Origin of the sequence: Janthinobacterium sp. HH106 (genome assembly GCF_001758725.1) — a bacterium.
Lineage (GTDB): Bacteria > Pseudomonadota > Gammaproteobacteria > Burkholderiales > Burkholderiaceae_D > Janthinobacterium.
Window position 1 is genome coordinate 41,468 of record NZ_LRIC01000019.1, and the last position, 19,329, is coordinate 60,796.

19 protein-coding genes are annotated in these 19,329 nt (G+C 63.4%); 7 read left to right on the forward strand and 12 right to left on the reverse strand.

Annotation, left to right across the window (positions count from 1 at the left end):
• Positions 1-68: 68 nt before the first annotated feature.
• The 7 genes from JAB8_RS10065 to JAB8_RS10095 all read right to left on the reverse strand — a co-directional run bounded on the left by JAB8_RS10065 (position 69) and on the right by JAB8_RS10095 (position 7,643).
• Positions 69-1,112, reverse strand: coding sequence for a histone deacetylase family protein (locus tag JAB8_RS10065; protein ID WP_070289402.1), 1,044 nt, complete (start codon positions 1,110-1,112; stop codon positions 69-71).
• A gap of 28 nt (positions 1,113-1,140) precedes the next feature.
• Positions 1,141-2,742 carry a glutamate--cysteine ligase gene (gene gshA, locus JAB8_RS10070; protein WP_070289403.1) on the reverse strand — a complete coding sequence of 534 codons (1,602 nt, stop codon included), beginning with the start codon at positions 2,740-2,742 and terminating at the stop codon, positions 1,141-1,143.
• A 216-nt stretch (positions 2,743-2,958) separates the two neighbouring features.
• The gene (gene prmC / locus JAB8_RS10075; protein ID WP_070289404.1) at positions 2,959-3,789 is read right to left on the reverse strand and encodes a peptide chain release factor N(5)-glutamine methyltransferase; all 831 of its coding nucleotides are present in this window, start codon (positions 3,787-3,789) and stop codon (positions 2,959-2,961) included.
• Positions 3,790-3,799: 10 nt separating this feature from the next.
• Positions 3,800-4,318 carry a disulfide bond formation protein B gene (locus JAB8_RS10080; protein WP_306798479.1) on the reverse strand — a complete coding sequence of 173 codons (519 nt, stop codon included), beginning with the start codon at positions 4,316-4,318 and terminating at the stop codon, positions 3,800-3,802.
• A 115-nt stretch (positions 4,319-4,433) separates the two neighbouring features.
• Complete coding sequence (prfA, locus tag JAB8_RS10085) at positions 4,434-5,510, reverse strand: peptide chain release factor 1 (RefSeq protein ID WP_070289405.1); 1,077 nt, start codon at positions 5,508-5,510, stop codon at positions 4,434-4,436.
• A gap of 88 nt (positions 5,511-5,598) precedes the next feature.
• Positions 5,599-6,873: a glutamyl-tRNA reductase gene (hemA, locus tag JAB8_RS10090; RefSeq protein ID WP_070289406.1), complete on the reverse strand. Its 1,275-nt coding sequence runs from the start codon at positions 6,871-6,873 to the stop codon at positions 5,599-5,601.
• 80 nt (positions 6,874-6,953) lie between these two features.
• Positions 6,954-7,643: a response regulator transcription factor gene (locus JAB8_RS10095; protein WP_046681910.1), complete on the reverse strand. Its 690-nt coding sequence runs from the start codon at positions 7,641-7,643 to the stop codon at positions 6,954-6,956.
• A 168-nt stretch (positions 7,644-7,811) separates the two neighbouring features.
• Here JAB8_RS10095 and JAB8_RS10100 point away from each other — a divergent pair, with 168 nt between their 5' ends.
• The gene (locus JAB8_RS10100) at positions 7,812-8,315 is read left to right on the forward strand and encodes a hypothetical protein (protein WP_070289407.1); all 504 of its coding nucleotides are present in this window, start codon (positions 7,812-7,814) and stop codon (positions 8,313-8,315) included.
• A 3-nt stretch (positions 8,316-8,318) separates the two neighbouring features.
• On the opposite strand, the gene minE is transcribed toward JAB8_RS10100, so the two are convergent.
• The 4 genes from minE to metE form a co-directional block, all read right to left on the reverse strand.
• The gene (gene minE, locus JAB8_RS10105; protein WP_034752886.1) at positions 8,319-8,570 is read right to left on the reverse strand and encodes a cell division topological specificity factor MinE; all 252 of its coding nucleotides are present in this window, start codon (positions 8,568-8,570) and stop codon (positions 8,319-8,321) included.
• A 1-nt stretch (position 8,571) separates the two neighbouring features.
• Complete coding sequence (gene minD / locus JAB8_RS10110) at positions 8,572-9,387, reverse strand: septum site-determining protein MinD (RefSeq protein WP_034752889.1); 816 nt, start codon at positions 9,385-9,387, stop codon at positions 8,572-8,574.
• Positions 9,388-9,424: 37 nt separating this feature from the next.
• Complete coding sequence (minC, locus tag JAB8_RS10115) at positions 9,425-10,174, reverse strand: septum site-determining protein MinC (protein ID WP_070289408.1); 750 nt, start codon at positions 10,172-10,174, stop codon at positions 9,425-9,427.
• Between the two features lie 227 nt (positions 10,175-10,401).
• Positions 10,402-12,585 carry a 5-methyltetrahydropteroyltriglutamate--homocysteine S-methyltransferase gene (gene metE / locus JAB8_RS10120; RefSeq protein ID WP_070289409.1) on the reverse strand — a complete coding sequence of 728 codons (2,184 nt, stop codon included), beginning with the start codon at positions 12,583-12,585 and terminating at the stop codon, positions 10,402-10,404.
• 118 nt (positions 12,586-12,703) lie between these two features.
• Here metE and JAB8_RS10125 point away from each other — a divergent pair, with 118 nt between their 5' ends.
• The 5 genes from JAB8_RS10125 to JAB8_RS10145 all read left to right on the forward strand — a co-directional run bounded on the left by JAB8_RS10125 (position 12,704) and on the right by JAB8_RS10145 (position 18,077).
• Positions 12,704-13,612: a LysR family transcriptional regulator gene (locus JAB8_RS10125; RefSeq protein WP_070289410.1), complete on the forward strand. Its 909-nt coding sequence runs from the start codon at positions 12,704-12,706 to the stop codon at positions 13,610-13,612.
• A 129-nt stretch (positions 13,613-13,741) separates the two neighbouring features.
• Positions 13,742-14,227 (forward strand): phasin family protein, encoded by a 486-nt coding sequence (locus JAB8_RS10130; RefSeq protein ID WP_070289411.1) that lies wholly within the window; start codon positions 13,742-13,744, stop codon positions 14,225-14,227.
• Between the two features lie 222 nt (positions 14,228-14,449).
• Entirely contained in the window at positions 14,450-15,628 is a 1,179-nt protein-coding gene (locus JAB8_RS10135; protein WP_034783723.1) for an acetyl-CoA C-acetyltransferase, read from the forward strand.
• Positions 15,629-15,772: 144 nt separating this feature from the next.
• Positions 15,773-16,513, forward strand: a complete 741-nt coding sequence (gene phbB / locus JAB8_RS10140; protein WP_070219113.1) for an acetoacetyl-CoA reductase — start codon at positions 15,773-15,775, stop codon at positions 16,511-16,513.
• Positions 16,514-16,631: 118 nt separating this feature from the next.
• Positions 16,632-18,077, forward strand: coding sequence for a hypothetical protein (locus JAB8_RS10145; RefSeq protein ID WP_139143003.1), 1,446 nt, complete (start codon positions 16,632-16,634; stop codon positions 18,075-18,077).
• On the opposite strand, the gene JAB8_RS10150 is transcribed toward JAB8_RS10145, so the two are convergent.
• Positions 18,014-18,634, reverse strand: coding sequence for a LysE family translocator (locus JAB8_RS10150; RefSeq protein ID WP_254679489.1), 621 nt, complete (start codon positions 18,632-18,634; stop codon positions 18,014-18,016). The genes JAB8_RS10145 and JAB8_RS10150 overlap by 64 nt on opposite strands.
• 153 nt (positions 18,635-18,787) lie before the next feature.
• On the opposite strand from JAB8_RS10150, the gene JAB8_RS10155 reads away from it, so the two are divergent.
• On the forward strand, positions 18,788-19,270 hold the full coding sequence (locus JAB8_RS10155; RefSeq protein WP_034783718.1) for an Lrp/AsnC family transcriptional regulator: 483 nt from the start codon (positions 18,788-18,790) through the stop codon (positions 19,268-19,270).
• The last annotated feature ends 59 nt before the right edge of the window (positions 19,271-19,329 follow it).

Consider the following 19,329-nt stretch of genomic DNA (forward strand, 5'->3'; position numbering starts at 1 on the left):
CCCCGTTTGTGTTGGCACTGAGCTTGACGTTAGCGGTGTTGAGGGTCTGACCCCACTAGCTCCGCTAGTTACTCCGCCGTCTCAAAACCTTCCAGCACGTTCACCACATTGATGCCGATTTCCTTCACCGCATAGCCGCCTTCGAGGATGAAGGCGGTGGGCAGGTTCAGATGCGCGAGGCGTTCGCCCACGCGCAGGTAGTCGCCGCTTTGCAGCGAGAAATGCGACAGCGGGTCGCCCACGAAGGTGTCGACACCGAGCGACACCACCAGCGCGTCGGGCGCGTACATATTGATGCGCAGGCAAGCCGTTTCCAGCGCGGCGAACCAGCTGGCCGTGGACGTGCCGGCCGGCAGCGGCAGGTTGACGTTGTAGCCGAGCCCCGCGCCGCTGCCCGTCTCGTCGGCGTGACCGAGGTAAAACGGATATTCGCTGCGCGGGTCGGCGTGGATCGAGGCGAACAGCACGTCGTCGCGTCCGTAAAAAATGCTCTGCGTGCCGTTGCCGTGGTGGTAATCGATGTCGAGGATGGCGACCTTGCGCGCGCCATCGTCGAGCAGGTGCTGCGCGGCCAGGGCCGCGTTGTTCAGAAAACAGTAGCCGCCAAAGAAATCGCTGCCCGCATGGTGGCCCGGCGGGCGCGTCAGGGCAAACGTGGCCCGTTCGCCCAGGCGCAATGCGTGCGCCGCATTGACGGCGCAGTCGGCGCCCGTCTTGGCCGCCGTCCACGTGCCGGCCGTCAGCGGCGTGCCGTTGTCCATCGAATACAGGCCCAGCTTGGCCGTGAAGTCGTCCGGTTCGATATCGCTGCGCAAGGTGCGCACGGGCCACACGGACGGCAAGGCATCCTTGCCCCCGTTGTCGGGGTCGAGCGCCAGCCAGTCGTGCCAGGCATGTCGTAAAAAATGCAGGTAGCGGGGCGTGTGGATGCGCTCCAAGGAGGTCAGCGGCACGCCGTGCGGCGTGACGATGCGGCCCAGGTTGCGCCGCCCCAGCTCGGCCACCACCATGTCGGCCCGCTCCGGCGTCTCGAAGCAGGGCACCATGGTGCCGCGAAACATCTCGAAGCGGCCCCGGTGCTGGCTGTGCAATTCATTGTAGAAGGTCAGCATGGGGCGCCAGGCAAAAAGTCAGGCAGGATCAGGTGTGCGAACACAGGGTGCTGGCGCGGTAGGCGGCGACGAAGTCGTCGAAGCTGCCGGCCGGCGCCGCTTCCATGGCGCGCTGCTCGGCCAGCGAGCTGGCGGCCATCTCGTCGAAATACGCGCTTTGCTCGGGGGTGGGCGGCTGCGCGCGGAACCAGGCAGCGTGGCGTTCGCTCTGGCGCAGGCCGAAGGCGGCAAACGAGCCGCCGTTGGCGCGCAGTTCGGCCAGTACCTTGGCCGATGGCGTCGTGTCCGGGTCGGCCAGCTTACGGGCTTGCGCGGCCAGGCTGTCCGCGTGCTGCGTGCCGCCCTGGCGCGCATCGAGCAGGGCCGCCACGGGCGCGATACGGGCCAGCAATTCCTCGCCCCACGCCTGCAAGCCGATCTCTTCGCCATCGCGGCGCAGGCTCAGGCCCGGCTTGCGGCCTTCCTTGACGGTGCGGGCGAAATTGTTCGTGTAGCAAGCACTTTGCTCGGCAGAAATCGGCGCGCTGTCGTCGAGCGCGCAGAACAGCAAAAACGCGTCGAGGAAGCGGCCCGTTTCCAGGCTGATGCCCACTGGTTCGAACGGGTCGACATCCATGCAGCGCACTTCGATGTATTGCACGCCGCGCAGGCACAGGGCCTGGATGGGGCGCTCGCCCGTGCGGATCACGCGTTTCGGGCGGATGGTCGAATAGTATTCATTTTCGATCTGCAGCACGTTGGTGGACAACTGTATCCACTCGCCATCCTTTTTCGTGCCCAACGCCGCGTACGGCGGATACGGGTCGTTGACGGCGTGCGTGAGCGCGTTGACGTAATCATCGAGGCTGTTTTCGTGCGGGCGCAGGCCGGACTGGGCGTCGTTCTGGTAGCCGAGGTCGCTCATGCGCAGGCTGGTCGCGTACGGCAGGAACAGGGTATCGTCGGACAAGGTGTCGAGCTTGTGCGCGCGGCCGCGCAGGAAGCCGGCGGACAGGGCCGGCGAGGCGCCGAACAGGTACATCAACAGCCAGCTGTAGCGGCGGAAATTGCGGATCGTCGCCAGGTAGCTTTCCGACTGCACGTCTTTCGGCGTGGCGGCTGCGTGCGTGGGGCTGGCGCTGGTGTCCGGATGGCTGGCCAGCACTTGCCACAGCTGCTCGTCGAGCGAATAGTTGTAATGGATGCCGGCGATGCATTGCATGGCTTTGCCGTAGCGCAATGCCAGGCCACGCCGGTAGACGTGCTTGAGCATGCCCATGTTCGACGTGCCGTAGTTGGCGATCTCGATGTCCGCTTCGGGCGGCAGCTGGCACGGCATCGACTGGCTCCACAGCAACTCGTCGCCGAGGCGGCTGTAGGCGTGGCGGTGCACGGTATCGAGCTTGTCGAGCGTGACGGCGATGTCGGCTTCGGCCGGGGTGATGAATTCGAGCAGCGCTTCGGCGTAGTCGGTGGTGATTTCAGGGTGCGTCAGCGCCGAGCCCAAGGCGGCGGGGTGGGGCGTGGAAGCCAGATGGCCGGCGTGGTCGACGCGCAGGGTTTCGCGCTCGATGCCGCGCAAGCCGCCCAGCAGCGCGCGGTTGGCATCTTCGGTCAGCAATGCCAGGCGGCGAGTCAACAGGTTGGGCAATTTGAGCTTCCTTTCTTGTGCAGCATATAAATAATTTGTGCTGAGATTAACCGAATTTTGGCAAATGCGTCGGCGCCGGCCCAAAAAACGCCGCGTCGCCAGCGTCCGCCCCGGGCAACGGGGACGGCGCTTCGGTCAGGAATTCGCTTGATATTTTAACAAACTGCGGGGGGATCTGGCGCGCCGCCGGGTCAAGCTTTGCGCAGGTGGCAACGGTCAGCCCAGGCGGGCGCCGCTGACCCGTTCGATGCCGGCCAGGTCGCGCCAGCTTTGCACCTTGTTGTAGCCGGCAGCGGCCAGCAGCTCGCGCACGGATGCCGCCTGGTCATAGCCGTGTTCCATCAGCAGCCAGGCGCCCGACGCCAGGTGGCGCGCGGCACCGGCAACGATGGTGCGCAGGGCCGACAGGCCGTCCGCATGGTCGGTCAGCGCGCCCGCCGGCTCGAAGCGCAGATCGCCTTCGGCCAGGTGGCGGTCGCCGCTGGCGATGTAGGGGGGATTGGAGACGATCAGGTCGAACTTTTCCGTGCCCAGCGCTTCGAACCAGTCGCTGGTCATGAAGGTGATGTTGACGCCGTTGGCGCTGGCGTTGCGGCGCGCCACGGCCAGCGCCGTGCTGCTCACGTCCAGGGCCGTGACGACGGCGTCGGGCCGCGTGTGCGCCAGCGCGACGGCGATGGCGCCGCTGCCCGTGCCCATGTCGAGCACCCGTCCGCCTGGCGGCAGGCGCTCGAGCGCCAGTTCCACCAGCACTTCCGTATCGGGGCGGGGGATCAGCACGGCGTCGTTCACTTCGAACGGCAAGCCGAAAAATTCGCGCTGGCCGACGATGTAGGCGATCGGCTCGCCCTGCAGGCGGCGCGCCAGCAAGCCCGATAACCGCTCGGTTTCATCAGGAGTAAGGACTCGCTCCGATTGCGTGATCAAGCTGACGCGCGACAGGCCCAGCGCATGGCCCAGCAGGATGCGGTTGTCGAGCGGGTCGAGCAGCGGACGGATTTGCAGGGCGCCGACAGTGCTGCCGGCAGGGATCAGTGTTTCTGGCATAGATAATTGATTATTGTTTGCGGCGCAGCAAAGTCCACAACATGGTGATGGCGAAGATGGCGAACCAGATGAATGCCCATTGCGGAATCGACAGGCCGAAAAACGGCTCGCCGGCATTTTCGCAGGCGCCATACGATTCAAACATGAAGGGCATGAGTTCGGCCGTGAAGACCTTGTTCAGCGCCGTTTCCACCGGATCGATGCCGCACGAGAAGCCGGGATTGGCCAGCACGTACAGATGCTTGGCGCCCACGCCCATGCCGCCCAGGGCCGCCAGCAAGCCGACGCCGGCGCCGATCTTCGGACGGTTGGCTGCCGCGCCCGCCAGGCAGGCGATGCCGATGGCGAGGAACAGGTAGCGCTGGATCACGCACAGCGGGCACGGCGCCATGTTCATGGCATGCTGCAAATACATGGCCACGCCCAGCATCAGGAAACACAGGGCGGCGGTCAACAGGAGGACGGTGCGTGAATTTTTCATGGGCGACACGGTGAGGTGGATGGAATCGAGCTGGTCATTTTCGCACAAGGGCCGATTTTTATTGCTTAGCCGCTACTTAAAGCTGTCGGCTTACGCGCTGCGCGCTAAGCCGACCTACAACTTAACGCGGGGTCAGACCCGCCGGGTCTGACCCCGGCTATTGCTAATCGCCCAGCGCTGCTAAAAGTTCCGCCTGGTGCTCCGCCGCCAGCGCATTCGTCAGCTCCGTCAAATCCCCATCCATGATGAAGTCAAGCTTGTACAAGGTCAGATTGATGCGGTGATCCGTCAGGCGGCCCTGCGGGAAATTATAGGTGCGGATGCGCTCGCTGCGGTCGCCCGAGCCGATCAGGCTCTTGCGCGTGGCCGCTTCCTTCGACTGCTGCTCGCGCAATTGCACGTCCTTGATGCGCGCGGCCAGCACTTTCATCGCCTGCGCCTTGTTCTTGTGCTGGCTGCGGTCATCCTGGCACTCGACCACGATGCCGGTCGGCAAGTGGGTGATGCGCACGGCCGAATCCGTCTTGTTGATGTGCTGTCCGCCCGCGCCCGAAGCGCGGTAGGTGTCGATGCGCAGGTCGGCCGGGTTGATGTTGACGTCTTCCACCTCGTCCGCTTCCGGCATTACGGCCACCGTGCAGGCGGACGTGTGGATGCGGCCCTGCGTTTCCGTGGCCGGCACGCGCTGCACGCGGTGGCCGCCCGACTCGAACTTCAGCTTCGAATACGCGCCATTGCCGACCACGCGCACGATCACCTCGCGGTAGCCGCCCAGGTCGGAATCGGACGAGGACACCAGCTCCACCTGCCAGCGGTTGCGTTCGGCAAAACGCGTGTACATGCGCAGCAGGTCGCCGGCGAACAGGGCCGATTCATCGCCGCCCGTGCCGGCGCGAATTTCCAGGAAGATATTGCGCTCATCGTTGACGTCCTTCGGCAGCAGCATGGTCTGCAGTTCGCGCTCGAGCCGCGCCATGGTGGCCTTGGCCGCCTCGATCTCTTCCTGGGCGAATTCCTTCATGTCCGGGTCCGCCAGCATCTCTTGCGCCGTGGCGATGTCGTTGCCCGCTTCCTGGTAGGAGCGGTACAGGGCCACCAGCGGGCCCAGTTCGGCGTGCTCGCGCGTCATCTTGCGGTAGCTGTCCATGTTCGACGTGGCGTCCGGATGCATCAGCAGTTCGTCGAGTTCGACCAGGCGGTTCGCCAGTTGATCGAGTTTGGCCAGCATGGATGGTTTCATAGCGATTCGCGGTAAAAAGAGTGTAGGAATGATGCAAGCCCGGCAGGCGGGCAGGGGTAGCCGCGCGCGGGCGGCCAGCGGGGCTGCGCTAACGGCGGGGGCGGAACAGTTTCGGCAGCAGGGTGACCAGCTGCTTGCGCTCGTCGCCTTGCGCATGGTGCAGCGCTTGCTGCGGGCCGTGCAGGAACTTGGCCGTCAAGCCTTTCGACAGCGCTTCGAGTACGGCGTCGATGTCGGCGCCCTTGGCCAGCATCTTGCGCGCCCGTTCCACTTCCATCAGGCGCAAGGTTTCGCTGTTTTCATGCAGATGCTGGATGACGGGCACCATGGCACGGTCGTCGACCCAGCTCATGAACGATTGCACGCGCGTCTCGATGATGGCCTCGGCTTGCGCCACGGCCGCCTGCCGGCTTTCCAGGCCCGTCTGCACGACCTTGCCCAGGTCGTCGACCGTGTACAGGAAGACGTCGTTCAAACGGCCCACTTCCGCCTCGATGTCGCGCGGCACGGCCAGGTCGACCATGAACATGGGCTTGTGGCGGCGCGCCTTGATGGCGCGCTCGACCAGGCCCAGGCCCAGCAGCGGCAAGGACGATGCCGTGCACGAGATGACGATGTCGAACTGGTGCAGCTGCTCCGGCAGGTCGGCCAGGCGGATCGCCGTGCCGTTGAAGCGGTGCGCGAGTTCCTCGCCCCGTTCCATGGTGCGGTTGGCAATGGTGATGCTTTTCGGGTTTTGCGCGGCAAAGTGCGTGGCGCACAATTCGATCATTTCGCCGGCGCCGATGAACAGCACGTTCTGCTCGGCGATCTTGTCGAAGATACGCTGCGACAGGCGCACGGCGGCGGCCGCCATGGATACGCTGTGGGCGCCGATTTCCGTGCTGCTGCGCACTTCCTTGGCCACCGAAAAGCTGCGCTGGAACAACTGGTGCAGATACGTGCCCAGGCCGCCCGCCTCGTCGGCCGTGCGGATGGCGTCCTTGATCTGCCCCAGGATTTGCGTTTCGCCCAGCACCATCGAATCGAGCCCGGAGGCGACGCGGAAGGTGTGGCGCACGGCATCGTGCTGCGGCAGCATGTACAAGTGGGGGCGCAGCTCGCTGTAGTTGAGCTGGTGGTAGTCGGCCAGGAAATGCGCACCGGCGTCGAGCGGGTTCGGCACATGGCTGGCCGCATACAGCTCGGTGCGGTTGCAGGTCGACAGGATGGCCGCTTCGTCATTGTCGCGCAAGTCGATGCGCTGGAACCAGGTGCGCGCCGCCATCACCGCCTGGCCCAAGTGCTCAGGCGCAAACGCCAGCTGTTCGCGGAGCGACACTGGGGCGGTGGTATGGTTGAGGCCGACGGCGAGCAGTTGCATTTCAGGGCTGTTGGATGACTTATGGCGACATTATAACGCTTTGTGCCCGCGCTTTGAGCAGGTCAGCCGTTTGCCGCCGTTCAGCCGCCCAGTTTTTCCAGGCGATAACCGTAGCTGTAGACGGGCACGAGCCTGTAGCCGTGTTCCGGTTTCAGCTGCAGCTTGTTGCGCACGCGCGAGACGTGGGTATCCATGGTGCGCGAGGGCAGGGCCGTGTCGCGCTGCCACACGGCTTCGTGGATGTAGGCGCGCGACAGGGGACGGCCCAGGTTGCGGAAAAACAGCAGCGCCAGGGCGAATTCCTTGTGCGTCACATCCAGCACTTCGCCATCGCGCAACAGGCGGCCGGGACGGGTTTCAAACGTGTAATGACCGAATTGCAAGTACTCGGCGCCATTCTGGGCCGGGTACGCCACGCGCAGCAGCGCCTGGGTGCGCAAGGTCAGTTCGCTGCGCCGCAGGGGCTTGATCATGTAGTCGTCGGCACCTGCCGTCATGCCCGCCACCACGTCGTCTTCGCCGGAACTGTTGGTCATAAACAACACGGGCGCCTTCGGCGCCAGTTTTTCCCGGGCACGGCGCAAGACTTCCGCACCGTCCAGATCGCTCACATGCCAGTCGAGGATGAGCATGTCGCAACTGTCCTTGCGCAGCTGCCCCAGCATTTCCTTGCCACTCTGAAACTCGTGGCAAGCGTGGCCGGCGGCGGTGAGCACCTGGCATATCAGTTCTGCCTGGCTATGGTCGCTATCGAGTACGGCAATTCGCATAATTGGCTGGAGTGTGTAGCAACAAACAGACGACCTGCTCTGCTTATCGTAATGTTAAGGAATGCTCAAGTGAAATATAACAGAGATTGCAACTGTGTCCAGTGAAATCGGAGGGCAGATCCTTTACGTTACACTTGTTCATCTACCCCTACTAGCGGAGAAGCGGCCATGCCAGACAAGAGCACTACCGATTGGACACTGATACCGGCCAGTCGTGCCGAAATCGAGCAAGTGCGCGAGCGTTGCCGGCGCTTGGTGCAGCGGCGCGCCATGATGTCGGCGGGCGCCTCGGCCATCCCCATTCCCGGCATCGACCTGATGTCCGACATGGGTCTGTTTTCCATGTTGATCAACGATATCAACCACGAATTCGGCCTGACGCCCGAGCAGATCGAGCGCCTGAACCCGCAGTTCAAGATGATGGCCTACCGCGCGGCGGTGGGCATGGGAGGCATGCTGGTAGGAAAGCTGGTGTCGCGCGAACTGATCCTCCACCTGCTCAAGCGCAGTGGCGTCAAGATTGCCACCAAGCAGGTGGCGCGCTTCGTGCCGTTCGCCGGCCAGGCGGTGGCGGCAGCCATCGGCTACGCCGTGTTCCGCCAGATCGGCAACCAGCACGTGAACGCCTGCGCCGCGGTGGCGCAGGAATTGCTCATGGTCAGGCCGGAGTAAACCTTACGCGTCCGGCAGCACCACGTTGACGTCGAGCACTTCCAGGTTGCCCTGGCGGTCCAGCGAGATCTTGATGTCGTCGGCATTCACCTTCGTGTACTTGGAAATGACAGCGATCAATTCCTTGTGCAGGGCGGGCAGGAAGTCCGGACCATCGCGTCCGCTGCGTTCGCGGGCGATGATGATCTGCAGGCGTTCCTTGGCCGCGGTGGCCGTCTTCGGCTTGGGGGGGAAGAGGAAAGAAAGCAAGGCCATATCACTTCGCCCCAAAAATGCGCTGGAGTAATCCAGGCTTTTCATAGTTGGTAAAGCGCAACTCGACCTCTTCGCCGAGGAAACGCGAGACCACGTCTTCATAGGCTTGCGCCACGTCCGTGCCCGTGAAATGGATGGCCGGATTGCCCTGGTTCGAGGCGGCCAGCACTTGCTCCGACTCGGGAATGATGCCCACCAGCGGGATGCGCAGGATTTCCTGCACGTCCTGGTAGGACAGCATTTCATCCGATTCCACGCGTTTCGGCGAGTAGCGGGTGATCAGCAAATGTTCCTTGACCGGCTCGCCGCCCGTCTGCGCACGGCGCGACTTGGCTTGCAGGATGCCGAGGATGCGGTCCGAATCGCGCACCGACGACACTTCCGGGTTGGTGACGATGATGGCTTCGTCGGCGAACGTCAGCGCCATCAGCGCGCCATGCTCGATGCCGGCCGGCGAATCGCAGATGATGAACTCGAAACCCATGTTGATCAGGTCGTTCAACACGCGTTCCACGCCTTCTTCCGACAAGGCATCCTTGTCGCGCGTCTGCGAGGCGGGCAGGATGAACAGGTTGTCGCAGTGCTTGTCCTTGATCAGGGCCTGGTTCAGGGTTGCTTCTTTATTGATCACATTGATCAAGTCATACACGACGCGGCGCTCGCAACCCATGATCAGGTCGAGGTTCCGCAGGCCCACGTCGAAATCGAGCACGGCTGTCTTGTGGCCGCGCATGGCCAGGCCAGTGGAAAAACTGGCGCTAGAGGTCGTCTTGCCGACACCGCCCTTGCCGGACGTCACAACAATAATTCTTGCCACAAATAATCCTTTTCAGATATCTCTTGAATTGTGCAGCTTAAGAGCGGTTCACGGGAGTGACCGGATTGACAGAGTGTATATCGATTCTGTCTCCAGCCAAACGAATTTGCGCGGGTCCGCGCGCCATTTCTGCAGGGAAACCATCCTCGAACGTGCGGTACACGCCCGCGATCGAGACCAGTTCCGGTTCCATGGCCAGCGCGAAGATGCGCGCCTGGGGATTGCCCGAGGCGCCGGCCAGCGCGCGGCCGTACAGCGAGGAATACACGTGGATGCTGCCGTCGGCGATGATTTCGGCGCCATTGTTGACGACGGCAGTGATGATCAGGTCGCAGCCGCGCGCATAGATGCGCTGGCCGGCCCGCACGGGCGTGTCGATCACCATCACCTGGGCGTCGGCGCCCGACTGGGCCGCCGCCGTGGGTGTATCCTTGGGACCATCCTTGGGTGGCGCATCGTCGCGCGTCTTGCCGCTGTCGAGGCTCAAGCCTTGCGCCAGGATGGCGTCATGCATATCGGCCGGCGCATTGCGCACGGCCACGGCATTCAAACGGTATTTTTTCAGCAGGGCCACGAGGGCGGCCCAGTCGATGGGCACGCTGCCGGGCGGCAAGGCCGCCACGTCCAGCACGGCCAGGTCGTCCTCGAAAAAGTCCGCCACGCCTCCCGTCATGTCGCGCAAGGCGGCATCGAGTGCCTGCGTATCGGCGCTATGCAGGATGGCGGAGACAGCAACGACGGTGGAAATCTTGATTTCGATAGGCTTCTGCGACGGGCTTTTGGACATAAACATTTATCAAAGTGAAACTGCGGCAGGCCAGATGTTCCGTACGGCAACAATGGGAGCAGTAAATTTCTTGCATTCTACTGCAAAAAAATCAGCGTCAGGGGCCTGGCGCATGCTATTCCGCAGGGCAATACCTACTTCATGTCAAAAAAAACGGGCGGCGCCCCGGAAAACCGGTGCGCCGCCCCGAAAGCCGCCGCCCATGCGCCCTCAGGCGCCATGTCCGATTACGCTGCGCGCATCTGCCGTGCCGCCTCGACCATATGACGCAACGCTGTTTCCGTTTCCACCCAGCCACGCGTCTTCAAGCCGCTGGCTTTTTGCCGTAATGTCACCATGTCGACGGCGGTGGGGATGCGCGGCGAGTGGATGCCGTACACGCCGGGGCCGATTTCGTTCGAGTATTGGAACTGGACTGAGCCCGTCAGCGGTTTCACGTCCGAGCGATTCGTCTCTATCGTGATGACGTCGGCATCCATGGCGGCGATCTGCGGCAGGATGTCGTTGAACTCGGCATAGCACATGTGGGTGTGGATCTGCGTCGTGTCGCCGACCACCGAGGCGGCGATGCGGAAGGCGCGCGTGGCCCAGTCCAGATAGGCGTCCCACTGGCCGCGGCGCAGCGGCAAGCCTTCGCGGATGGCCGGCTCGTCGATCTGGATGATGCCGATGCCGGCCGTTTCCAGGTCCTGCACTTCGTCGCGGATGGCCAGGGCCAGCTGCAGCGCCGTGGCGGCGCGCGGCTGGTCGTCGCGCACGAACGACCATTGCAAGAGCGTCACCGGGCCCGTCAGCATGCCCTTCATCGGTTTGCTCGTCAGGCTTTGCGCATGGGCCGTCCATGCGACCGTCATGGGGGCCGGACGCTGCACGTCGCCGTAGATGATGGGCGGCTTGACGCAGCGCGAGCCGCACGATTGCACCCAGCCGTGACGGGTCAACACGAAGCCGTCCAGCTGCTCGCCGAAGTAGTCGACCATGTCATTGCGTTCCGCTTCGCCATGCACGAGCACGTCCAGGCCCAGCGCTTCCTGGCGGCCCACGGCGTGGGCGATTTCGGCGCGGATGGCCGGCGTCTGCGGGAAGGCGCCAATGGTCGTCGTCGGGAAGTCGGGCAGGCGCAAGCGTGCATGCTGCGCGGCCTGGCGCAACGGGAAGCCGGAATCGCGGCGGTCGATGGTGGGCGACAGCGTCTGCAGGCGCTGCGCGACCGGCGCACGGTGGACGCGGGCGCTGCCACGGTGGCCGGCGATGGCCCGGCGGGACCTCGCCAGCGTGGTATCGTCGGGATGGCCTTCCAGTGCGCCTTTCAGCAGCGCAAGTTCCGTGAGTTTTTCCGTGGCAAACGCCAGCCAGCTCTTGATGTCGCCATCGAGGTGCGTCTCCGCTTCCAGGCTGAACGGCACGTGCAGCAGCGAGCACGACGGCGCCAGCCACAGGTGCCCGTTGCGCTTGGCGGCCAGCGGCTGCAGCACGGCCAGGGCAGCGTCGAGGTCGGTACGCCAGATATTGCGGCCATCGACTATACCGATCGACAAGACTTTATGCGCGGGCAGCCAGTCCGTGACACTGACCAATTCATGCGGCGCGCGGATGCCGTCCACGTGCAGGCCGGCCACGGGCAGGCGGCATGTCAGGCTGAGGTTTTCTTCCAGCGGCGAGAAATACGTGGCCAGCAGGATGTTCACCCCCACCTGGTTCAGCTGCCAGTAGGCACTCTCGAAGGCGCTGCGCCAGGCATGGGGCAAGTCCAGGCCCAGGATCGGTTCCTCGAGCTGCACCCACGCCACGCCCTGCTGTTTCAGGCGGTCGAGCAGGGCGCCGTAGACGGGCAGCAATTGTTCCAGCAGCGCCAGGCGCTCGAAGCCCGGCGTCTTTTCCTTGCCCAGCCACAGGAAGGTGAGGGGGCCGATCAGGGCCGCCTTGACCTGGTGACCGAGCGCCTCCGCCTCGGCCACTTCCGCCAGCAGGCGCTCGCACGCCAGCGAAAAGCGGGTCTGCGGCGACAATTCGGGCACCAGGTAATGGTAATGGGTGTCAAACCACTTGCTCACTTCCAGCGCATGGCCGTGGCTGCAGCCGGCATGCTCCGCTTGGCTGGTACCGCCGCGCGCCATCGTGAAATAGCGCGACAGCGGCGATTGTTCCGCGCCGAAATCAAAACGCGCCGGCTCGCAGCCCAGCAGCTGGATATGGCTGGCCACCTGGTCGTAGAAGGCGAAGTCGCCCACGGTGACGTAGGCCAGGCCCGCGTCGCGTTGCTGCGCCCAGTGGCGTGCGCGCAATTGTTGAGCCGTCGCTTCCAGCGCCGCCTCGGACAGCTCGCCGCGCCAGTGGCTTTCCAGCGCCAGTGTCAGTTCGCGCGTGGCGCCGATACGGGGAAAGCCAAGGATGTGCGTACGAATGGTCATGATGTCATCGAGATTTAATGTGAATGCGCTAGAGTGTGCGGCAACTTGGTCTATAATCAAAACGAAACATTTTGCCGAATAACATGAAAATAATTCACCTGCAGACGTCATTTCCCCGATGCTAGAAATTCGCCACCTGCGCACCTTGAGTGCCTTGCGTTCCTCCGGCAGCCTGGTGCGCGCCGCGCAGCTGCTCAACCTGACCCAGTCGGCGCTGTCGCACCAGATCCGGTTGCTGGAAGAGCGCTACAAGGCGCCCTTGTTCGAGCGCAAGTCGATGCCGATCGCCTTCACGGCCACGGGCAGCCGGCTGCTCGAGCTGGCCGACAAGCTGTTGCCCGAGATCGAGCTGGCCGAGCGCGACGTGGCGCGTTTGTCGCAGGGCGACAAGGGGCAGCTGCGCGTGGCGCTCGAATGCCATACCTGTTTCGACTGGCTCATGCCCGTGATGGATGCGTTCCGTCAGCGCTGGCCGGAAGTGGAGATCGATCTTGTCTCCGGCTTTCACAGCGAACCGGCGGACTTGCTGCGTTCGGGCGAGGCGGACCTCGTGATCGGCTCGCCGTACGGCCCCGATTTCACCGTGTTTCCCCTGTTCCGCTTTGAAATGCTGGTGGTGATGGCGCAGAAGCACCGGCTGCAGGCGCAGCGCCGCCTTGCGGCGAGCGACTTTGCGGGCGAGACCCTGATCACCTATCCCGTGCCGGAAGAGCGCATCGACCTGATCCGTGAAGTGCTGCGGCCGGCCGGCATCCAGTTTGAACGCCGCACGGCCGAATTGACGGTGGCCGTGCTGCAACTGGTGGCGAGCCGGCGCGGCATCGCCGCCTTGCCGAACTGGGCCATCAAGAATTACGTCGATTACGATTATGTGGTGGCGCGCCCGGTGGGCGAGCATGGCTTGTGGAGCGATTTGTACGTGTCCGTGCCGGAGCCGTTGCAGGACAAGGCCTATGTGCGCGATTTCGTCAGCGTGATACGTGAGCAGTGCGCGGCTACGCTCGATGGTATCAAGTTGTTGTCTTGATCAACGTTGAGGTGGAAACAAACCAACAGCAAAGCTTGATAAATATCAAGGTTCAGCAATGAACCACCGCTTACAGTTGAGCACTGTGCGGCGCAACATGGCGCTGCCTACTCTTTGGGGAGGAACGACATGTTTTTATTTTCCGAACAATGGGCATTGGCTGGCAAGGCCGTGGTGGAAGCGCAATTGATCAGCGCGCAAGCGTATGCCCAGGCCGCCGTCGACAGCGGCGCCAACGTGCTGGAGTTGCAGCTCGATGCGGCCCGCGCGGCGCTGGCTGCCGCTACGGTGGCGGGCAATCAGCTGCTGTCCGTGAAGGATACGCAAGCGCTGCTGCAACTGTCGCGCACCCAGTCCCAACTGGCCATCGAACGCATCGGTGCATATGGCCGCCAGGCAAAGGATGTTGCTCAAGAAACCCAGGAGAAATTTGAGACTGTGACAAAGGGTGAGTTTGCTGCATCGCGTCAAAAATTTGGCGAGCTGTTGCAGGTGGTAAAGCAAACACCCGTGCCCCTGATTATTCCCTTCAATAATTTTCTAAAAACCACTTTCGGCGGTGCCGATGAAGGGTATGATAAAAATAAAAACACGCGTCCTGCTCGCCAGGCCTAAGCGTTTTGCGGCCCGGCAGCGGCTATCCGCCGCGCCAGGTTGCCCGCCGCCACCGCAAGCAGGCTGTCATCGCCGCCGCCAGCGGTGCGGCGCTGGAACTGCGGCGCATGCCGCGCTAGAATGAAACGCAGCTTGCTGTGTCTTCCCGGATTCACTGGATTCCAATTGGATTCTATTAGCACCTTGACCTTGGCCCTCGTGGCCAGCATATCGGAGAAATAAATGGATGATGTCGTAATCGTGGCCGCCGGCCGTACCGCAGTCGGCAAATTCGGTGGCAGTCTGGCCAAGATTCCTGCGTCCGAACTGGGCGCGCATGTAATCAAGGGCTTGCTGGCACAAACCGGCATCGACCCGAACCTGATCGGCGAAGCCATCCTGGGCCAGGTGCTGACGGCCGCCGTCGGCCAGAACGCCGCGCGCCAGGCCGTCATCAAGGCTGGCTTGCCCAGTTCCATCCCGGCATTCACCATCAACAAGGTTTGCGGCAGCGGCCTGAAGGCCACGCACCTGGCGGCGCAAGCGATCAAGTGCGGCGACGCCAACATCATCATCGCCGGCGGCCAGGAAAACATGAGCGCCTCGCCGCACGCGATGAACGGTTCGCGCGACGGTTTCCGCATGGGCGACTTCAAGATGATCGACACCATGATCGTCGATGGCCTGTGGGACGTGTACAACCAGTACCACATGGGCATCACGGCGGAAAACGTCGCCAAGAAATACGAAGTGACGCGCGCCGAGCAGGATGAATTCGCGCTGCAGTCGCAGCTGAAGGCGGAAGCTGCGCAAAAAGCGGGCAAGTTCAAGGATGAAATCCTGCCGCTGGAAATCGCCAACAAAAAAGGCACGGTCGTCTTCGACAGCGACGAATACATCAAGCCCGGCTCGACCTTGGAATCGCTGGCCGGCCTGCGCCCTGCGTTTGCCAAGGACGGCACCGTCACGGCCGGCAATGCCTCGGGTCTGAACGACGGCGCCGCCGCCGTGATCATGATGTCCGCTTCGCAAGCGAAGGAACTGGGCTTGAAGCCGCTGGCGCGCATCAAGGCTTATGCCTCGTCGGGCCTGGACCCGGCTGTCATGGGCATGGGCCCCGTCTCCGCATCGCGTCTGTGCCTGAAAAAAGCCGGCTGGACGCATGAAGAGCTGGACCTGATGGAAATCAACGAAGCGTTTGCCGCGCAAGCGATTGCCGTGAACAAGGAAATGGGCTGGGATACCAGCAAGATCAACGTGAACGGCGGCGCGATCGCCATCGGCCACCCGATCGGCGCCTCGGGCGCGCGCATCCTGGTCACCCTGATCCACGAAATGATACGCCGCGACGCCAAGAAAGGCCTGGCAGCGCTGTGCATCGGTGGCGGCATGGGTGTCGCTTTAGCGATCGAGCGCGATTAAGTAGCTGGCACCGAACCCCGCCGTCGCGCGCAGTGCGTGACGGCGGGGTTCGCGGCGGTACGCCGCTGTAATTCTCGGCGGAACTGGGTTGCTTTCACTAAATAATTAACTTTTTGGCAATAGAACGACACTGAGGGGATGAAAATGGCAAGAGTTGCATTGGTAACTGGTGGCATGGGTGGTCTGGGCGAAGCGGTGTGTTTCAAGCTGGCGGCGCTTGGCTATCGCGTGGTGACCACATATTCCCCAGGCAATCCGAAGGTCGAGGAATGGCTGGCGACGACCAAGGACATGGGCTACGACTTCAAGGCATATCCGTGCGACGTGGCCGACTACGATTCGGCCGCTGCCTGCGTGGCGGCAGTGGAAGCGGAAATCGGTCCTGTCGACGTGCTGGTGAATAACGCCGGCATCACGCGCGACATGACGTTCAAGAAGATGGACAAGACGAACTGGGATGCCGTGATGAGCACCAACCTCGATTCCGTCTTCAACATGACCAAGCCCGTCTGCGACGGCATGGTGGAACGCGGCTGGGGCCGCATCATCAATATCTCGTCCGTGAACGGCCAGAAGGGCGCTTTCGGCCAGACCAACTATGCGGCCGCGAAAGCGGGCATGCATGGCTTCACCAAGTCGCTGGCGCTGGAAGTGGCGCGCAAGAACGTCACCGTCAACACCATTTCGCCAGGCTACATCGGCACCAAGATGGTCATGGCGATTCCGCAGGAAGTGCTCGACAGCAAAATCATCCCGCAAATTCCGATGGCGCGCCTGGGCAAGCCGGAAGAAGTGGCCGGCCTGGTCGCCTACCTGGCTTCCGATGAAGCGGCGTTCGTCACGGGCGCGAATATCTCGATCAACGGCGGCCAGCACATGTCGTAATCGTTGTTGAAGTAAAACAGAAAAGACAGCTGCGGCTGTCTTTTTTTATGCTTGCCAGCAAAACAAGGAGATCGCCGGATTTGCCTTAGAATCAGTATTTCTCCACTGCATCATCTCCATGACCCTTGTTCCCGCCTTGCGCCGCGCCAGCGTGGCCGCCATCCTTTTCCTGGGCGCCAGCGCGGCCCAGGCCAGCGTCGCGTTCCACATCACGGTGGTTACCGAGCGCGTCAACCAGCCCGGCGTGAAAACCAGCCTGCCCGCGCGCGAGACGCAGGACAGCGATGTCGTGCTGGGACCGCATTACCTGAGCGTACGCGATGGCCGCATTCTGTCCGTCTTCGACTTTGCCACCCGCCGCCGCCACGTCATCGATACGGTGGCATCCACCTACGACACGTATTCGCTGTTCGACGTGGCGGGCTTTCGCGCCGCCGAGCTGCGCCACCGGCAGGGGCTTGGCGGCATGCTGAAGGCGGGCGGCCTGGAGCAGCACGCAACGCCTCGCGTGTATGATGAGCAGGCTTTGTCGGTGCTGGACAACAAGCGGCGCGGCGCTCTGCAGCCGCAAGTGCTCGACGGCGCCGTGCTGTGGTCGCTCGACGGGCAGCCCCTGCTGCGCCTGGGCATCGCGGGCAGTCCCGTCAGCGGCGACGACGCGACGGCCTTTGCCCAGTACTTGCGCTACACCTGGGGCGGCCACCCGCTGGTGCTGAAGATGCTGGCCGACGGCAAGCGCATTCCCGCCGACTTCACCTTGCACTACCAGGAGGTGGGCGGCGCGGTGACGCGGCAGTTCCGCATCAGCGCCATGACGGCGGGCGCACCGGCCACCTATACCTTGTCCGCCTACCGGCCCCGTCCGCTGGCGGCCGATGCGCCCCCGCTCGAGCGCGTGCTGGCGCAGGCGGCGCTGTTGCCGCCGCCGGGACCCCAGGCGCCTCAGGCACACCCTGCGCTGCGGGCCGAAGCGGAAAAACTGTTTGCCGCCGACCAGCCTTTCGAAGCTTTCTTGACCATGCTGGAAGACCATTTTTCCACGGGCGAACTGGTCGACAAGCTGTCGCCCCAGCAGATACTGGCCATGCAGGAATGCCAGCCCATCCACGATTTGACGCGAGGATTGCTGGCCAAGGACCAGCAGGGTATCGCAGCCGCGCTGGCCACCGTGCAAGATTTAAGGACGCAAACGGGGATGGCGCAGCCCGTGCTGGCCTTGTTCGAGGGGAATTTGCGCGCCAAGCTGGGGCAATGGCCGCAAGCGACGGCCTTGTATCTGCAAGTGCTGCAGGCAAAACCGCAGATGGCGGCCGTGTATCAGGACCTGGGCGACGCCTTGCTGGCGCAGTTCGATGCGCCGAACGCCTGGCGCAGCTGGGATGCGGGGCGGGCCATGGCGCCGGCGCTGCGGCAATTTCGCAAGGTTAACGACCTCGAGCGCAGCCTGCTGAACGATTACCCCGCCTTCTTTGCCGGCGGGGCGCCGCTGCCGCCGACAGTTCAGCCCAGCACCAGCCGCCCGGCCAGCAAGACGAAGACGGTGGGCAGCACGAACTTGCCGTAAGGCGAGGGTTTACCGCGCAGGCGGCGCGCCAGGCGCGCGGCCAGCACGGCGTAGATGGCGTCGAACAGTAATCCCACCAGCACCAGGATGGCGCCCAGGCGCAGGTATTGCATACCGACGCTGTCGCTGCCCATGACGAATTGCGGCAGGAACATGCTGCAAAACAGCAGTGCCTTCGGATTGAGCAGATTCGTCAGGAAGCCGCGCACCAGGCTGGCACGGGCGCTGTGCGCCGTGGCGGGGGCGGCTTTTTCCTCCGTTGTTTTGGCCGACAGGGCCGACTGCAGCAGGCGCAGCGCCAGGTACAGCAGGTAGGCGGCGCCCGCCCATTTGACCCACTGCAAGGCTTGCGGATGCGTGACCATCAGCGCCGCCAGGCCCGCGCCCGACAGCGCCACGTGCACGGCGCGCGCGCCGGCGATACCCAGTGCCGTCACCAGCGCCGTGGCCACGCCGCGCGCGGCGCCCGTCGCCAGCACCAGCGCCATGTCGGGGCCCGGCAATAAAAAGGCGCCGGCCAGTGCCAGCAGGTACATCAGGAAGGTAGAATCGGACATGGCTCAGTCGAAAAGAAAAGCGGGAGCATGCGCACGCTGCAGCCTGCTCGCCGGGCCCCATTATGTTCTTGACGCGATGAAATGTGCTTGCTTTTCCTGCCCTGCATGCCCTAGTATTCGGGTAGATTCCACTCGTATCAAAACAAAAATTAGATGAAAATTCCAGAAGTTAGCCTCGACGCCACCGATTTGCAGATACTCAGGCTGCTGCAGGATGAAGGACGGCTGTCCAACGCGCGCCTGGCCGAGCGCTTGAAGCTGAGCGAAACCCCCGTCTGGCGCCGTCTGCGCCGCCTGGAAGAGGAAGGGTTTATTACCGGCTACCAGGCTTTGCTCAACCGCAAGAAGCTGGGCATCGGCCTGGTGGCGTTCGTACGCGTCGTGTTTGCCAACCATGGCGGCGAGCAGCCGTCGCAGTTCGAGCAAGCGATCGCGACGATTCCCGAAATTCTGTCGTGCCACAATGTGGCGGGCGAAGCCGATTATTTCCTGCAAGTGGTGGCGCGCGACCTGGAAGCGTATGGCGAATTCGTCTCGACCGTGCTGCGCCGCCTGCCTGGCGTGGCGGAAATCCAGTCCAGCCTGTCGATGCGCGAAATCAAGTCGTCGAACCGCCTGCCCTTGCTGCTGGCCTGAGCCGGCGGCGGCGCACTATAATTGGAACAGTTGCCAGGCCTCATGCCTGGCGCCCTGAC